Genomic DNA, 14,010 nt, shown 5'->3' with positions numbered 1-14,010 from the left:
CTGCACCCCATCCTGTTAAGCCTGCGGCAAATGCTTTGACCCTTTTGGAGTACAGAAATGGCTGAAAACGAAAACGGTGCCGCCACCGAGGCACCGCAAGTAAAGATGAATGTCCTCACGCAGTTTGTCCGCGACTTGTCGTTCGAGAACATCCTCGCGCAGAAGGGCACCGGCGGCGAAGTGCAGCTTGACGTGACCGTGGGGGTCAATATTGACGCCAAGAAGCGCAAGGCCGATCACCAGTATGAAGTCATCATGAAGATGAACGTGGCGGGTAAGAACAAAGAAGATCAATCGCCGCTCTTCCTGCTTGAGATGGAATATGCCGGTGTGTTCCACGTTGAGGGCGTGCCCGAAGAGCAGATGCATCCGTTCCTGCTGATCGAATGCCCGCGGATGATCTTCCCCTATGTGCGCCGCATCGTCAGCGATGTTACCCGCGATGGTGGCTTCCCGCCGCTGAACCTGGAAAGCATCGATTTCGTGCAGCTTTATCGCAACGAAATTCAGCGTCGCCAGGCGGCGCAGCAGGCTGAAGCGCCGAAATCGGACGCCTGATCAGCCGAGCTTCTTCCACAACGCGCCGTCGCCCAGCGTCTCGACGAAGGCATCATGGGCGGCGGCTTCTTTTTCACTGAGGCGAGACGGAAGCGGCGTTGGCCGCGCCGAGGGGCGCCATCCGTCATCTGCCGCCGTGACCCCGCCGCCACCGGTCGAGGAGGCGCTCAGTACCAAGTCCGGCTGTCGCCCGCCGATCAGCTCCAGGTAAACTTCTGCCAGGATTTCGGAGTCCAACAGTGCGCCGTGCAAAGTCCGCGTCGAGTTGTCGATATTGAACCGTCGGCAGAGCGCGTCCAGCGATGCGGGCGAGCCCGGAAATTTCTTGCGCGCTATTCCCAGCGTGTCGGTCGCCCGATCCATGGGCAAAAGCGGCAGGTTCATCCAGCCGAGCTCGGCATTGAGGAATTTCATGTCGAACGCTGCGTTATGGATAACCAGCGTCGCATCGCCAACGAAATCAAGGAAGGCCTGACCGACTTCGCTGAAAACCGGTTTGTCTTTGAGCGTGACCTCACCCGGTTTTGCCGCGCGCGGATTGTCGAGCAGATCCGGCCCGATCCCATGCACGCCAAATGCCTCTTCGGGCATATTGCGTTTGGGGTTGATGTATTGGTGATAGGTCTTGCCGGTGGGCATGTGGTTATAGAGTTCCACCGCCCCGATTTCGACAATCCGGTCGCCCTGCTCGGGCTCAAATCCCGTGGTTTCCGTATCCAGAACGATTTCACGCATCTGCCAACCTGCCTCTGATATCCCTGACGATAGCTTGGACCTGTTCGCGCGCATGCTCAAGCGTGTCCGTGACGATCACGTAATCGGATCGCGCCCTTTTTTCCGCATCGGGCAGTTGTTTTTCAAGAATGGCCTTGAATTGCGCCGCGCTCATTGTCCCGCGGTCGAGAACCCGTTGGCGTTGAATATCGGGCGGCGCGCTGACACAGGCAACCGCATCCATCCGGGCATCGCCGCCGGTCTCGAAGAGCAGCGGGATATCGAGAACGGCAATATCCGCGTCACTAGTCCGCAGGAACTCTTCGCGGTCCCTGGCCACCAACGGATGGACGAGCTCTTCGATTTTCTTCAGCGCCGTGGTATCCGCCGCGATGACTGATTTCAGATGGCTGCGCGAAACGGCCCCCTCGGCGATTGCCTGCGGAAAGGCGGCACCGATCGGTCCGACGGCGGCACCACCTTTGGCATAGAGCCGGTGCACAGCCACATCCGCATCCCATATATCGCAACCCTCTTCGGCAAAGAGCTTGGCGGTGGTGGATTTGCCCATTCCAATGGATCCGGTCAGGCCCAGCCGGAAGCTCATGCCAGCGCAGCCGCCCGGGTGGCGTCATCCACGTCGGGGCGCACACCAAACCAACGCTCGAATGCCGGGACGGCTTGATGCAGTAACATGCCTAGACCATCAACTGTCTGGCATCCCATGTCCTCAGCCTCTCGTAAAATTTTTGTTTTCAATGGGTTATAGACCAGGTCCGTGACCAAAGCGCCTTTTTGCAACCCATCGAGCGGGACGCGAAGGTCGGGTTTGCCCATCATCCCCAGGGAGGTGGTGTTCACAACCGTTGCAGCCTCTTCGATCATGTTGCCGGCCTGCACCCAATCGACCACACGAACCCTCTTGCCGAAATCCGATTGCAGGGCTTCGGCGCGGACCCGCGTCCGGTTGGCAATCAGGATCTCGGGCACACCCACATCCAAAAGCGACGCCACCACCGCCCGCGCGGCGCCGCCCGCACCAAGAACTGCTGCCGGACCCGCCTTGGGGTTCCAGCTAGGCGCGCCCTGCCGGAGGTTTTGGACGAAACCGTAGCCGTCGGTATTGTCTGCATGCAGCTTGCCATCACGGCGGAAGATCAATGTATTCGCCGCACCGATCAATGATGCCCTGTCGGTCACAAGATCGGCCAGTTCCATCACCTTGACCTTGTGCGGCACCGTGATGTTGACGCCAACGAAACCCATTTTTGGCAAGGTCTTGATAACATCGGCCAGATCATCCGCCGTCACGTCCATCGGCACATAGAACCCTGGTAACCCGTGCGTCGTGAGCCAATGCCCATGCAGTTGCGGCGATTTCGAATGGGCGATGGGGTGGCCGATCACCCCGGCCAACGGAATTTTTTTGTCACTCATTGATCAATCACTCCCCGCAGGCCCAGATATGACAAGAGATCGAGAAACGGCAAACCCAGCACCGTGAAGTAATCCCCGTCGATCTGCGTAAACAACCTGACACCTTCTTCTTCGAGTTTGTAGGCCCCCACCGAGTGGCGGATACTGTCCCAGTTGCGCTCTATATATCCGTCGAGATAGGCATCTGAAAAGCGTCGCATGGTCAGGCGCACGACACCGACATGGCGCCAGACAGGCCGCCCATCTTCGCAGATCACCGCAGCGGACAGAAGCTCATGCCGTTTACTGCGCATCTGCGTGAGTTGCGCGCGGGCATCGTCGGGTGAGGTGGGTTTCGACAGAAGCTGCTTTTCGAAGCTGAGTACCTGATCGCAGCCGATGACCATCGTGCCGGGGTTCTTCTCACTTACCTTGCGCGCTTTCATCTCGGCGAGGGCATCGGCGATATCCCGTGGTGGCGCACCCTCGGCCAGCATTGCATCCCGCATCATTTCCTCGTCAACGCGCGCCGGCTCAACACGAAATTCCAGCCCCGCATTTCGCAGAAGCTGCTGCCGAATGTCCGAGCCCGAGGCGAGGATCAGATCTTGAACCATGTGGAAAACCCTATGAATACCTTGGCCGATGTTTAAGAACACTTGCCCAACAAATCCATGCCTTGATGAAATCCATGGCAATTCCCCCGGGGTTGACGATGTTTCTGGCTTTTCTTCCCATTGTGGATTGGGAAAATTTCCAACTTGGGAAAGAGACCGGAGATGGCGATTTATCCCTCACTTATCAACATCTTTGGATGAATCAGTATCATTATAAATATTTGTTTTTAAACGACTATTACAGAACAAAGACAGCTTTTCCCTTGATCTTGACCCTTTTATCCACAAACTCGGAGCGTTGTTCATAAACCGTGCATAAGCCACTAATCCACAGAATATGGGCATCCCTACAAAAACATCATCCTTTCTTCTCTTTCTATTTATTATTAAGGGAAGGTTGCTCAGAGCTGGGGAAAGATTATGAGTGATTTTCTGATTAGCCTTTACCCGTGGACCAAGGCGTTTCACATCATGTCTGTGATCGCCTGGATGGCAGGGTTGTTTTACCTCCCCCGTCTCTTCGTCCATCATGTCGAACAATCGGAGAAAATCAAAGAAATTGATCCGGTGTTCCAGATGATGGAGGTGAAACTCCTGCGTCTCATCATGAACCCTGCGATGATCGCGACCTGGGTGTTTGGCTTGATGCTTGTCTTGACGCCCGGGATTGTCGATTGGTCAGCGGTCTGGCCCTATACCAAGGCTGCGGCGGTATTGGTCATGACCTGGTTTCATCATTGGCTTGGCCTCAGGCGCAAGGATTTCGTCAAGGGCCAGAACACCGTCACCGGTCGTCATTACCGGATGATGAACGAGGTGCCGACCGTGATGATGGTGGTGATCGTCCTGTCAGTGGTTGTGCGTTTCTAGGATTTGTTGACTCGTCCCCGCCCCACCCTTATGTAGCTTGCCAAGCGCCCGTCCGGGTGACCTGTTTTCCAGCACAGAAATGAATGCACGCCCGATCCGGCGGCTTCGAAGGTATATCTCCATGTCCCAAGAACGTCTCAACCTGTCCGATCTCAAGGCCCAGTCCGCGAAAGATCTTCTGTCGATGGCCGAAGAGCTCGAGATCGAGAACGCTTCGACCATGCGCAAGGGCGAGATGATGTTCCAAATCCTCCGCGAACGCGCGGATGAGGGATGGGAAATCTCGGGTGACGGTGTGCTTGAGGTGTTGCAGGACGGGTTCGGCTTCCTGCGCTCACCCGAGGCGAATTACCTGCCGGGCCCTGATGATATTTATGTCTCGCCTGAAATGATCCGCAAATTCTCGCTGCGAACCGGGGATACGATCGAGGGGTTCATCAAGGCGCCGGAGGAAAACGAACGGTATTTCGCGCTGACCTCGGTGACGCAGATCAATTTCGAGGATCCGGAAAAGGCCAAGCACAAGATCGCTTTCGACAACCTGACGCCGCTTTACCCGGATGAGCGGTTGAAGATGGAAATCGAAGATCCGACCATCAAGGACAAATCCGCCCGTGTAATCGACCTCGTCGCCCCCATCGGGAAGGGTCAGCGGTCGTTGATCGTGGCCCCGCCGCGGACAGGTAAAACGGTGATCCTGCAGAACATTGCGGCAAGCATCGAGGCGAACCATCCGGAATGCTATCTCATCGTGTTGCTGATCGACGAACGCCCCGAAGAGGTGACCGATATGCAGCGGTCAGTCAAAGGTGAAGTTATCAGCTCCACCTTTGATGAACCGGCCACACGCCACGTCGCAGTGTCCGAGATGGTGATCGAGAAGGCCAAGCGTTTGGTTGAGCATAAACGAGATGTTGTGATCCTGCTTGACTCAATCACAAGACTTGGTAGGGCTTTTAACACTGTGGTGCCCTCTTCGGGTAAGGTTCTGACCGGTGGTGTGGACGCCAACGCCCTGCAACGGCCCAAGCGGTTCTTTGGTGCGGCGCGGAATATCGAAGAAGGTGGATCGCTCACGATTGTCTCGACGGCGCTGATTGATACCGGCAGCCGGATGGACGAGGTCATCTTCGAAGAGTTCAAAGGCACTGGTAACAGCGAACTCGTCTTGGATCGCAAGATCGCCGACAAGCGCGTGTTCCCGGCGATCGACATTCTGAAATCCGGTACCCGGAAAGAGGACCTGCTGATCGACAAGATCGACTTGCAGAAAACCTTTGTCCTGCGTCGTATTCTCAATCCGATGGGCACCACGGATGCGATCGAATTCCTGCTGTCGAAGCTCAAGCAGACCAAGACAAACTCGGAATTCTTCGATTCCATGAACACCTGATCGGGGTGTTGCGAGGGCCTTCATGGACACGGTCTATGCTCTTTCAACGGCGCAAGGCAAAGCCGGCGTTGCGGTCATTCGCATTTCCGGACCGGAGGCGCTGACAGCGGTTGAACTGCTTTGTGGTGACGTACCGGCCTTTCGCATGGCAACCTTGCGGGTGCTGCGGGACAGTGAGGGTGTGCGCCTTGATGAGGCGTTGGTGCTGACCTTTCCGCGCAATGGAAGTTTCACCGGCGAAGAGGTTGTCGAGTTTCAGACCCATGGGTCCGTGGCGGTGGTTTCATCGCTGCTTGGTGAGCTGTCAAAGATGGACGGTCTACGGCCCGCAGAACCGGGAGAGTTCACCCGTCGGGCGCTGCAGAATGGTCGGATGGATTTATCCCAGGTCGAGGGGCTTGCCGACCTCATCGAGGCTGAGACCGAGGCACAGCGGCGGCAGGCTTTACGTGTTCTGTCTGGGGATCTCGGGAAGCGGGCGGAAGTCTGGCGGCAGAAGCTGATCCGTGCCGCGGCGTTGCTTGAAGCCACAATTGATTTTGCGGATGAAGACGTTCCCGTTGATGTCGGCCCTGAGGTCAGGGAACTGGTCACTGACGTAACGACGCCACTGAGTGTTGAGATCAAGGGTGTTCAAAGCGCCGAACGTATCCGAAACGGGTTTGAAGTGGCGATCATTGGGGCGCCGAATGTTGGAAAATCCACTCTTCTCAATAGCTTAGCAGGTCGAGACGCGGCGATTACGTCGGAATTCGCGGGAACCACGCGGGACGTGATCGAAGTCCGCATGGATCTTAGTGGGCTGCCGGTGACGTTGCTGGACACGGCAGGCTTGAGAGAGACAGAAGATGCCGTTGAAACCATTGGGATCGACCGTGCGCGCCAACGTGCGGCGCAGGCGGACTTACGTGTTTTTCTGGTTGAGAACGGCGCCGAACCGGATTTTCCCATCGAGGATGAGGACATTATTCTGAACGCCAAGGCTGACCTTCTTGAGGACAAGCGGGGCGCTGTCTCCGGGCAGACGGGCTATGGCGTGGCGGCATTGATGGATCAGATCTCAGCGACGTTGCGGGGACGTGTGGCGGGTGTCGGGGTCGCAACCCGGTTGCGCCATCAGCAGGCAATGGAGCGTGGCCTTGCTGCGCTCGATGCGGCCATGGACCTATTGCCCCGCGGTGAGGAGACGGCCGACATCGCAGCAGAGGAATTGCGGTCGGCTATCCGGGCGCTTGATTCTCTGGTAGGACGCATTGATATCGAGAATGTCCTGGACGAGATCTTTGCAAGCTTCTGCCTTGGTAAGTGAGGAGTGTTTCACGTGAAACATTTTGACTTTGACGTCGTGGTGATCGGTGGCGGCCATGCCGGAGCCGAAGCGGCACATGCCTCCGCGCGCATGGAGGCGAAGACCGCATTGGTAACGCTTGAGCGCGCTGGCATTGGCGTCATGTCCTGCAATCCTGCAATCGGGGGTTTGGGCAAAGGACACCTGGTGCGCGAGATTGATGCGCTTGATGGCGTGATGGGTCGGGTCGCCGATGCGGCCGGTATCCAGTTTCGGTTGCTCAATCGTCGGAAAGGCCCCGCGGTTCAGGGGCCGCGTGCACAGGCGGACCGCAAGATCTATCGCGAAACCATGCTGGCCGAGATCGAGGCTCAGGAAAACCTGAGCGTGATCGAGGGCGAAGCGTGCGATTTTCTAATGGTGGGTTCGCGGGTTGCTGGCGTGGTCCTCGAGGACGGCAGTGAAATCAAGGCTGGTGCCGTGGTCTTGACCACGGGAACATTCCTGCGCGGTGTCATCCATATTGGCGACGTATCAAGGCCGGGAGGGCGCATGGGCGACCGGCCCTCCGTCAAACTTGCTGAACGGATTGATTCCTTTGAGCTTTCCCTTGGCCGTTTGAAAACCGGTACCCCGCCCCGTCTGGACGGCAGCACCATCGCCTGGGACAAGCTGGAATCGCAGCCTGGGGACGAAGATCCGGTGCTTTTTTCCTTCCTGTCGTCGCGCCCGTCCGCGCAGCAGGTTTCCTGCGGGATCACCCATACCAATGAAAGAACCCATGAAATCATCCGTGAGAACTTGGCGCGCTCCGCGATGTATGGTGGCCAGATTGATGGGGTTGGTCCGCGATACTGCCCGTCGATCGAAGATAAAATCGTTCGTTTTGCCAATAAAACCTCCCATCAGGTTTTTCTTGAACCAGAGAGCCTGTCGGATCGTGTGATTTACCCGAACGGGATTTCGACATCGCTGCCGCAGGATGTGCAGCTTGATTACGTCCATTCCATCAAGGGGCTGGAGGAGACGACGATCCTGCAACCGGGTTACGCGATAGAATACGACTATGTTGATCCGCGTGCCTTGGACGCGACGCTCGCGGTTAAGACGGTTCCTGGCCTATATCTTGCGGGTCAGATCAATGGAACTACAGGATATGAGGAAGCTGCGGCTCAGGGTATGGTCGCTGGGCTTAACGCCGCGCTTGCGGTTCAGGAAAAGGACCCTGCCCTTTTTAGCCGCTCAGACAGTTATATCGGCGTCATGATTGATGATCTCATCACGCGCGGGGTCTCCGAGCCCTACCGCATGTTTACGTCTCGGGCGGAGTTCCGGCTGTCCCTCCGGGCGGATAACGCGGACCAGCGGCTGACGCCAAAGGCGATAGATCTTGGGTGTGTGAGCGACGCGCGCCGCAAAATTTTCGATCAGAAGATGGAAAACCTGACCACCGGCCGGGCACGGCTGGAGGAGTGTAACTTCACACCGAAAGAACTCGCGGCGATCGGGCTGAAGGTTAATCAGGATGGTACTCGCCGGACCGGTTTTCAGCTTCTGGCGTTCCCTGACATCGATTTCACCAACCTGCTGCAGCTCGACGAGGCGCTGGCCGATATTGATGGCGGTATCCGCGACCAATTGGAAAAAGACGCGCTCTATGCCAACTATATTGATCGGCAAAATCGCGATGTTGAAATGTTGAAGCGTGATGAAGCGCAAGAAATTCCTGCGGATTTCGATTACGCGCTGATACCGGGGCTGTCCAATGAACTCAGGTCGAAACTCTCATCGGCGCGCCCTGGCAACCTGGCGCAGGCTGGGCGTCTCGATGGGATGACCCCGGCGGCGCTCACCCTTATCATGGCGCGTTTGCGCCAGGATCGGCGCGGCAAGACCGCATGACGACCGACGGCCTCCCGAATGTTTCACGTGAAACAAATGAACGGCTGAGCCACTACATCTACCTGCTTCGCAAGTGGAATCCGTCTATAAACCTAGTGGCGAAATCGACGATTCAATCGGCATGGACACGACATATAGTTGATTCTGCGCAGGTTTTTGACATGGCGGAAGGTCCTGTTGCGCATTGGGCGGATCTTGGGTCCGGTGGCGGGTTCCCAGGCCTTGTCATCGCGATCATGGCGATGGATGTCGGCTCTCCGCGTAAGGTTTCGTTGGTGGAAAGCGATGCGCGCAAGTGTGCGTTCTTACGGACAGTTATCCGAGAGACCGGGGCCAAGGCAGACGTCGTGAACGCCCGTATCGAAGAGGTTGAGCCACTGGGCGCGGATGTGCTTTCCGCCCGTGCCTTGGCAGATCTTTCGTCCCTTTTGGGCTTTGCGGAACGGCATATGACGCCCGAAGGCGTGGCGCTTTTTCCAAAAGGAGAAAACTGGCAGAAAGAGGTTCAGGCCGCGCAATCCAAGTGGCGCTTTGACTATCAGTTTGTTAAGAGTGAAACCGAAACAGGCCCCGTCATTTTGCGTATCACAGGAGTATCGCGTGTCTGATCCCACTCGTCCCCGTGGACCGAAAATCATCGCCATCGCGAACCAGAAGGGTGGCGTGGGCAAGACCACCACGACGATAAACCTCTCCGCCGCCTTGGCGGAGCTTGGCAACAGGGTTCTGATCGTCGATCTTGATCCACAAGGCAATGCGTCCACGGGACTAGGTATTGAGGTCGATGACAGGGAATATACGACATATGATCTGCTTCTTGACGATGTAGAACTTGACGATGTCATTCAAAAGACCGATAGCCCGAACCTCATGATCATCCCGGCGACCGTGGATCTCAGCTCGGCCGATATTGAGCTTTTCTCCAATGAAAAACGGAGCTTTCTCCTCCATGACGCGCTGCGGCAGACGGCCATGGATGCGTTTGAACTCGATTACATCCTGATTGATTGCCCGCCATCGCTGAACCTGCTGACCGTCAACGCCATGGTCGCATCCCATTCGGTCCTGGTGCCGCTCCAATCGGAATTCTTCGCGCTTGAAGGTGTATCGCAATTGATGCTGACCATTCGCGAAGTGCGGCAGACGGCCAATCCCAACCTGCGGATCGAGGGTATTGTGCTGACCATGTTCGATGCGCGCAACAACCTGTCGGGAGCCGTTGAAAAGGACGCCCGGGACAACCTTGGATCCCTGGTTTTCCGGACGCGGATTCCGCGCAATGTCCGGGTCAGCGAGGCACCATCCTATGCGGTGCCTGTTCTGGATTATGATACGACATCGAAGGGGGCGCAGGCCTATCGGGATCTGGCGCGCGAGTTGATGCAAAACCAATCACGCGCCGCAGCCTGAGCGCGGGAAGGAGCGGGGAATGACGAAGAAACCAATGAAGCAACGTGGACTTGGTCGCGGCCTCTCGGCTTTGATGGCGGATGTAAACGAAGATACCGCCTCTCCCCCTGAAGGCGCGACGCAACGGCCTGATCTGCTGGTGCCGATTGAAAAGGTCTCTGCCAACCCGGATCAGCCGCGCAGGAGTTTCGACAAGGAGAAACTCGCCGACCTGAGTGCCTCGATTGCTGAAAAGGGTATCATCCAACCGCTGATCGTTCGCGCAAAACCAGGCCGGGAGGGTGAGTACGAAATCGTTGCAGGTGAGCGGCGGTGGCGCGCGGCGCAGATGGCCAAGCTGCATGAAATCCCGGTGCTGGTGCGAGAATTTACCGATATCGAAGTACTGGAAGTTGCCATCATCGAGAACATCCAACGGGCCGACCTGAACCCGGTTGAAGAAGCAGTTGGCTACAACCAGTTGATGGATAAGTTTGGTCATACACAAGATAAGCTATCCCAGGTCCTTGGCAAAAGCCGGAGTTATATCGCCAACTCTGTGCGTTTGTTGCAGCTTCCTGAGGAGGTGCAGACCTATTTGCGGGATGGAAAACTGTCGGCTGGTCACGCGCGCGCTTTGATTACGGGGGATGATCCTGCGGCCTTGGCGCGGGAGGTCATCAAGAAAAACCTCTCGGTGCGGGAGACCGAGAAGCTGGCCAAAACCAGTGCCGGTAACATCTTTGCCGATGGCAGCAAGACCCCCAAGGCCAAACTTACCCCGGCAAAGGATGCGGACACCAAGGCGCTCGAGGGCGATCTGTCGGCCAATCTCGGGATGAAGGTTTCGGTCGATCACAAACCAGGCGAGGAAAGTGGGCGCATTTCGATTGCCTACAAGACGCTGGATGAGTTGGATGATCTTTGCCGCCTGTTGAGTGCTAGCCGCTAGGCCGGGTCCAGATAAACAACGCTACGCACCCGAGCGTGATGGCCTGTATCCCGAGGATCATCGGCCGAAGCCCCATGAACACCGAGATTGCGAACACCGCCAGAATTGAAAGTGTCGAAAGCCGCTTGACCGGCAGGCTGATGGCGCCGCGCTCATTCCAGTCGTCGATCATTGGTCCGAAGCGGCGATGAGCCATAAGCCAGGCATGCAATCTTTCAGAGGAGCGGGCGAAACAGAATGCTGCCAGCAGGATAAACGGCACCGTCGGCAGCAGCGGGAGCGCGATGCCGATGACACCTAATCCAAGGCTCAACACACCGAGTATCGCCCAGAACAGCCGCATCAATTTCCTGACAAAAATTCTTTGATAACCGCATTCAACAACATCCTGCCCTTCGCTGTCACGCGAATTCGCGATGGCGATGCGTCGATCATTTCCAGGTCTTCGAGCATATCAATGGCCTGTGCGTCCAACGGTCTTCCGGCAAGTACGGCGTAGCGCGCCGGATCTATGCCCTCGGTGATCCTAAGACCCATCATGACATATTCATCGGCCTGTTCGATGCCGGAAAGACGTGTGCGGAGTTTTTCTGTTTCGCCACCCATCGCGGCGCTGAGCCATTTGGCCGGTGACGAATAGGCCTCGGTGGCGATCCGTGTGCCGGCTTGGGTAATGCGCCCATGGGCACCGGGGCCGATCCCGATGTAATCGCCGTACCGCCAGTAAATCAGGTTGTGCCGGGACTCCGCCCCGGGCCGCGCATGACTGGAAACCTCATAGGCCGACATGCCCGCAGCGTCGCACATTTCCTGCGTGGCCTCGTACATATCCGCGGCGGTATCTTCCACAGGCAGACCGCGCAGTTTGCCGGCGGCGTAGCGGTCGCCAAACGCCGTCCCCTCCTCGATCGTCAGTTGGTAGAGAGAGAGGTGATCAATCGCCATGGAAAGCGCCTCTTGCAGTTCGGCCTTCCAATCGTCAAGGGTCTGATCCTGACGCGCGTAGATCATGTCAAAGCTCACACGATCAAAACATTGCTTAGCGATATCAAAGGCTTGGCGTGCTTCTGCGACGGTATGGATACGCCCCAGGCGTCGCAAATCTTCATCGTTCAGCGCCTGTACACCCATCGAGATGCGCGAGACACCCGCCTGCGCATAACCGCGAAACCGCCCCGCTTCGACCGATCCCGGATTGGCCTCCAACGTGATTTCCATGTCGTTTACCGATGGCCAGCTTTTGCGGATGCGGGTGATGATGGCGTCCACTACGTCCGGATTCATCAGGCTTGGCGTTCCGCCACCGAAGAACACCGAATTCAGCACGCGGTTCGGCAGCAATTCGGCGTGTCGGTCGATTTCACGCAGGTAAGCTGTCGCCCAGGCGGACTGGTCGATTTCGCGTGCTACATGGCTGTTGAAATCGCAATACGGGCATTTTGCCTCGCAAAAGGGCCAGTGCAGATAGAGGCCAAAACCGGCCTGCTGCCAATCCTCAGCCAAATGACCCGGCCACGAGTTTGGCAAAGGCATCCGCGCGGTGGCTTATCCGGTTCTTCTCCCACCGATCCATCTCGCCGAAGGTAATGTCGTACCCGTCCGGGATGAAAATCGGGTCATATCCATGGCCCTTGTTGCCGCGCATGGGCCAGGTGATCTGACCGGCGACCCGCCCGGGATAGACCTCGTCGTGTCCATCGGGCCAGGCCAGTACCAGGGTACAACAAAACCGGGCGGTCCAGGGCTTGGGTGCGCCCTTTTGGATAAGTTCGTCATGCGCCCGCGTCATGGCCATGACAAAATCCCGACCAGTCTCTGTTTCCGCCCAATCCGCCGTAAATACGCCCGGTGCGCCGCCCAAACCGTCGATCTCAATCCCGGAATCATCGGACAAGGCCGGAAGCCCGGTTGCCTTGGCCGCGGCATGGGCTTTGATGCGGGCATTGCCGACAAAAGTCGTCTCGGTCTCTTCCGGCTCAGACAGGCCCTTTTCGGCGGCGCCGATAACATTCACGCCAAAGGGCTTCAGCAATTCGGCAATTTCTTCCAGCTTTCCCGCGTTATGCGTGGCCACCAGAAGCGTATCGCCGTCGAACTTACGCATTGACCGCCGCCAATTGCGCCGCGACAAGCTCATCCACGCCTTTTTCGGCCAGATCCATGAGCTGGTTCATCTGATCGCGCGAATAGGTCGAGCCCTCGGCGCTCATCTGTACTTCGATCAACTGCTTCGATCCGGTCATGATGAAATTGCCATCGACACCCGCTTCGCTGTCCTCTGGGTAATCAAGGTCCAGAACCGGCTGACCCGCATAAATCCCGCAGCTTACGGCGGCGACGGGATCGGGCATCGGATCGCTGATGACATCGCCGGTTTTCATGAGCTTGGCGATCGCAAGCCGCAATGCGACCCAACCGCCGGTGATCGATGCACAACGGGTGCCGCCATCGGCCTGGATCACGTCACAATCGACGGTAATCTGCCGCTCGCCCAGGGCCACGCGATCAATACCTGCCCGCAGCGACCGGCCGATCAGGCGTTGGATCTCGACAGTGCGCCCGCCTTGCTTGCCGGCGGTGGCCTCCCGCCGCATCCGGCTGGTGGTTGAGCGGGGTAACATGCCGTATTCGGCCGTGACCCAACCAAGGCCCGACCCCTTGATGAACGGCGGCACGCGATCTTCGATCGTGGCGGTGCAAAGCACATGGGTATCGCCAATGCGGATCATGCAGGACCCTTCGGCATGTTTCGTGATCCCGGTTTCGATTGAAACCGCGCGCATCTCGCTTAAATCTCTACCCGAAGGTCGCATTGCAACATCCTCTTTTCTGTCAGGCTTGGGGATACAGGTGCGGCCACCCGGATAGCAACCCCGATTGACCTTTTGATCGGCGCGGCATTTAGTACGAG

Annotated in this window: 16 protein-coding genes; 8 read left to right on the top strand and 8 right to left on the bottom strand. The window is 57.4% G+C overall.

From position 1 onward, the window contains the following. Window positions 1–57: 57 nt before the first annotated feature. Entirely contained in the window at window positions 58–558 is a 501-nt protein-coding gene (gene secB / locus RBB29_RS11355; RefSeq protein WP_306114142.1) for a protein-export chaperone SecB, read from the top strand. Here the strand turns inward: secB and dnaQ are convergent, their stop codons facing one another. The 4 genes from dnaQ to RBB29_RS11335 are packed head-to-tail and all read right to left on the bottom strand — an operon-like array spanning window position 559 to window position 3,305. Then, window positions 559–1,293, bottom strand: coding sequence for a DNA polymerase III subunit epsilon (gene dnaQ / locus RBB29_RS11350; RefSeq protein WP_306114143.1), 735 nt, complete (start codon window positions 1,291–1,293; stop codon window positions 559–561). Continuing rightward, a complete protein-coding gene (gene coaE, locus RBB29_RS11345) occupies window positions 1,286–1,879 on the bottom strand; it encodes a dephospho-CoA kinase (protein ID WP_306114144.1) in 594 nt (197 codons plus the stop codon). Before coaE ends, dnaQ begins: the two co-directional genes overlap by 8 nt. Further along, window positions 1,876–2,709 (bottom strand): shikimate dehydrogenase, encoded by an 834-nt coding sequence (locus RBB29_RS11340; protein ID WP_306114145.1) that lies wholly within the window; start codon window positions 2,707–2,709, stop codon window positions 1,876–1,878. The genes coaE and RBB29_RS11340 overlap by 4 nt, the downstream gene beginning before the upstream one ends. Then, window positions 2,706–3,305: a nucleoside triphosphate pyrophosphatase gene (locus RBB29_RS11335; RefSeq protein ID WP_306114146.1), complete on the bottom strand. Its 600-nt coding sequence runs from the start codon at window positions 3,303–3,305 to the stop codon at window positions 2,706–2,708. The genes RBB29_RS11340 and RBB29_RS11335 overlap by 4 nt, the downstream gene beginning before the upstream one ends. A 420-nt stretch (window positions 3,306–3,725) precedes the next feature. Here RBB29_RS11335 and hemJ point away from each other — a divergent pair, with 420 nt between their 5' ends. The 7 genes from hemJ (at window position 3,726) to RBB29_RS11300 (ending at window position 11,099) form a co-directional block, all read left to right on the top strand. Continuing rightward, entirely contained in the window at window positions 3,726–4,175 is a 450-nt protein-coding gene (gene hemJ / locus RBB29_RS11330) for a protoporphyrinogen oxidase HemJ (RefSeq protein WP_306114147.1), read from the top strand. Window positions 4,176–4,296: 121 nt separating this feature from the next. Beyond that, complete coding sequence (gene rho, locus RBB29_RS11325) at window positions 4,297–5,568, top strand: transcription termination factor Rho (RefSeq protein ID WP_306114148.1); 1,272 nt, start codon at window positions 4,297–4,299, stop codon at window positions 5,566–5,568. Window positions 5,569–5,590: 22 nt separating this feature from the next. Then, window positions 5,591–6,877 carry a tRNA uridine-5-carboxymethylaminomethyl(34) synthesis GTPase MnmE gene (gene mnmE / locus RBB29_RS11320; RefSeq protein WP_306114149.1) on the top strand — a complete coding sequence of 429 codons (1,287 nt, stop codon included), beginning with the start codon at window positions 5,591–5,593 and terminating at the stop codon, window positions 6,875–6,877. Between the two features lie 12 nt (window positions 6,878–6,889). Next, window positions 6,890–8,758 carry a tRNA uridine-5-carboxymethylaminomethyl(34) synthesis enzyme MnmG gene (gene mnmG / locus RBB29_RS11315; RefSeq protein ID WP_306114150.1) on the top strand — a complete coding sequence of 623 codons (1,869 nt, stop codon included), beginning with the start codon at window positions 6,890–6,892 and terminating at the stop codon, window positions 8,756–8,758. Further along, window positions 8,755–9,366 carry a 16S rRNA (guanine(527)-N(7))-methyltransferase RsmG gene (gene rsmG / locus RBB29_RS11310; RefSeq protein ID WP_306114151.1) on the top strand — a complete coding sequence of 204 codons (612 nt, stop codon included), beginning with the start codon at window positions 8,755–8,757 and terminating at the stop codon, window positions 9,364–9,366. Before mnmG ends, rsmG begins: the two co-directional genes overlap by 4 nt. After that, on the top strand, window positions 9,359–10,168 hold the full coding sequence (locus tag RBB29_RS11305; RefSeq protein ID WP_306114152.1) for a ParA family protein: 810 nt from the start codon (window positions 9,359–9,361) through the stop codon (window positions 10,166–10,168). Before rsmG ends, RBB29_RS11305 begins: the two co-directional genes overlap by 8 nt. 19 nt (window positions 10,169–10,187) lie before the next feature. Next, window positions 10,188–11,099 carry a ParB/RepB/Spo0J family partition protein gene (locus tag RBB29_RS11300; RefSeq protein ID WP_306114153.1) on the top strand — a complete coding sequence of 304 codons (912 nt, stop codon included), beginning with the start codon at window positions 10,188–10,190 and terminating at the stop codon, window positions 11,097–11,099. On the opposite strand, the gene RBB29_RS11295 is transcribed toward RBB29_RS11300, so the two are convergent. Genes RBB29_RS11295 through rph form a run of 4 tightly spaced genes read right to left on the bottom strand, consistent with a single transcriptional unit; the run spans window position 11,089 to window position 13,912 of the window. Next, on the bottom strand, window positions 11,089–11,442 hold the full coding sequence (locus tag RBB29_RS11295; protein ID WP_306114154.1) for a YbaN family protein: 354 nt from the start codon (window positions 11,440–11,442) through the stop codon (window positions 11,089–11,091). The two genes, RBB29_RS11300 and RBB29_RS11295, sit on opposite strands and share 11 nt — an antisense overlap. After that, window positions 11,442–12,632: a radical SAM family heme chaperone HemW gene (gene hemW / locus RBB29_RS11290; RefSeq protein ID WP_371931484.1), complete on the bottom strand. Its 1,191-nt coding sequence runs from the start codon at window positions 12,630–12,632 to the stop codon at window positions 11,442–11,444. The genes RBB29_RS11295 and hemW overlap by 1 nt, the downstream gene beginning before the upstream one ends. After that, the gene (rdgB, locus tag RBB29_RS11285; protein WP_306114156.1) at window positions 12,595–13,203 is read right to left on the bottom strand and encodes an RdgB/HAM1 family non-canonical purine NTP pyrophosphatase; all 609 of its coding nucleotides are present in this window, start codon (window positions 13,201–13,203) and stop codon (window positions 12,595–12,597) included. The genes hemW and rdgB overlap by 38 nt, the downstream gene beginning before the upstream one ends. After that, window positions 13,196–13,912 carry a ribonuclease PH gene (gene rph / locus RBB29_RS11280; RefSeq protein ID WP_306114157.1) on the bottom strand — a complete coding sequence of 239 codons (717 nt, stop codon included), beginning with the start codon at window positions 13,910–13,912 and terminating at the stop codon, window positions 13,196–13,198. Before rph ends, rdgB begins: the two co-directional genes overlap by 8 nt. Window positions 13,913–14,010: the final 98 nt, after the last annotated feature.

Source organism: Roseovarius sp. MMSF_3359, assembly GCF_030733385.1.
GTDB lineage: Bacteria > Pseudomonadota > Alphaproteobacteria > Rhodobacterales > Rhodobacteraceae > Roseovarius.
The sequence above is the reverse complement of the archived record's forward strand: the minus strand, read 5'-3'. Positions and strand labels throughout refer to the sequence as shown.

Bases quoted from the DNA above. Each gene is read 5' to 3' on its own strand.
- secB (WP_306114142.1), top strand. From the start codon at position 58: ATGGCTGAAAACGAAAACGGTGCCGCCACCGAGGCACCGCAAGTAAAG.
- dnaQ (WP_306114143.1), bottom strand. From the start codon at position 1,293: ATGCGTGAAATCGTTCTGGATACGGAAACCACGGGATTTGAGCCCGAG.
- coaE (WP_306114144.1), bottom strand. From the start codon at position 1,879: ATGAGCTTCCGGCTGGGCCTGACCGGATCCATTGGAATGGGCAAATCC.
- RBB29_RS11340 (WP_306114145.1), bottom strand. From the start codon at position 2,709: ATGAGTGACAAAAAAATTCCGTTGGCCGGGGTGATCGGCCACCCCATC.
- RBB29_RS11335 (WP_306114146.1), bottom strand. From the start codon at position 3,305: ATGGTTCAAGATCTGATCCTCGCCTCGGGCTCGGACATTCGGCAGCAG.
- hemJ (WP_306114147.1), top strand. From the start codon at position 3,726: ATGAGTGATTTTCTGATTAGCCTTTACCCGTGGACCAAGGCGTTTCAC.
- rho (WP_306114148.1), top strand. From the start codon at position 4,297: ATGTCCCAAGAACGTCTCAACCTGTCCGATCTCAAGGCCCAGTCCGCG.
- mnmE (WP_306114149.1), top strand. From the start codon at position 5,591: ATGGACACGGTCTATGCTCTTTCAACGGCGCAAGGCAAAGCCGGCGTT.
- rsmG (WP_306114151.1), top strand. From the start codon at position 8,755: ATGACGACCGACGGCCTCCCGAATGTTTCACGTGAAACAAATGAACGG.
- RBB29_RS11300 (WP_306114153.1), top strand. From the start codon at position 10,188: ATGACGAAGAAACCAATGAAGCAACGTGGACTTGGTCGCGGCCTCTCG.
- RBB29_RS11295 (WP_306114154.1), bottom strand. From the start codon at position 11,442: ATGCGGCTGTTCTGGGCGATACTCGGTGTGTTGAGCCTTGGATTAGGT.
- hemW (WP_371931484.1), bottom strand. From the start codon at position 12,632: ATGCCTTTGCCAAACTCGTGGCCGGGTCATTTGGCTGAGGATTGGCAG.
- rdgB (WP_306114156.1), bottom strand. From the start codon at position 13,203: ATGCGTAAGTTCGACGGCGATACGCTTCTGGTGGCCACGCATAACGCG.
- rph (WP_306114157.1), bottom strand. From the start codon at position 13,912: ATGCGACCTTCGGGTAGAGATTTAAGCGAGATGCGCGCGGTTTCAATC.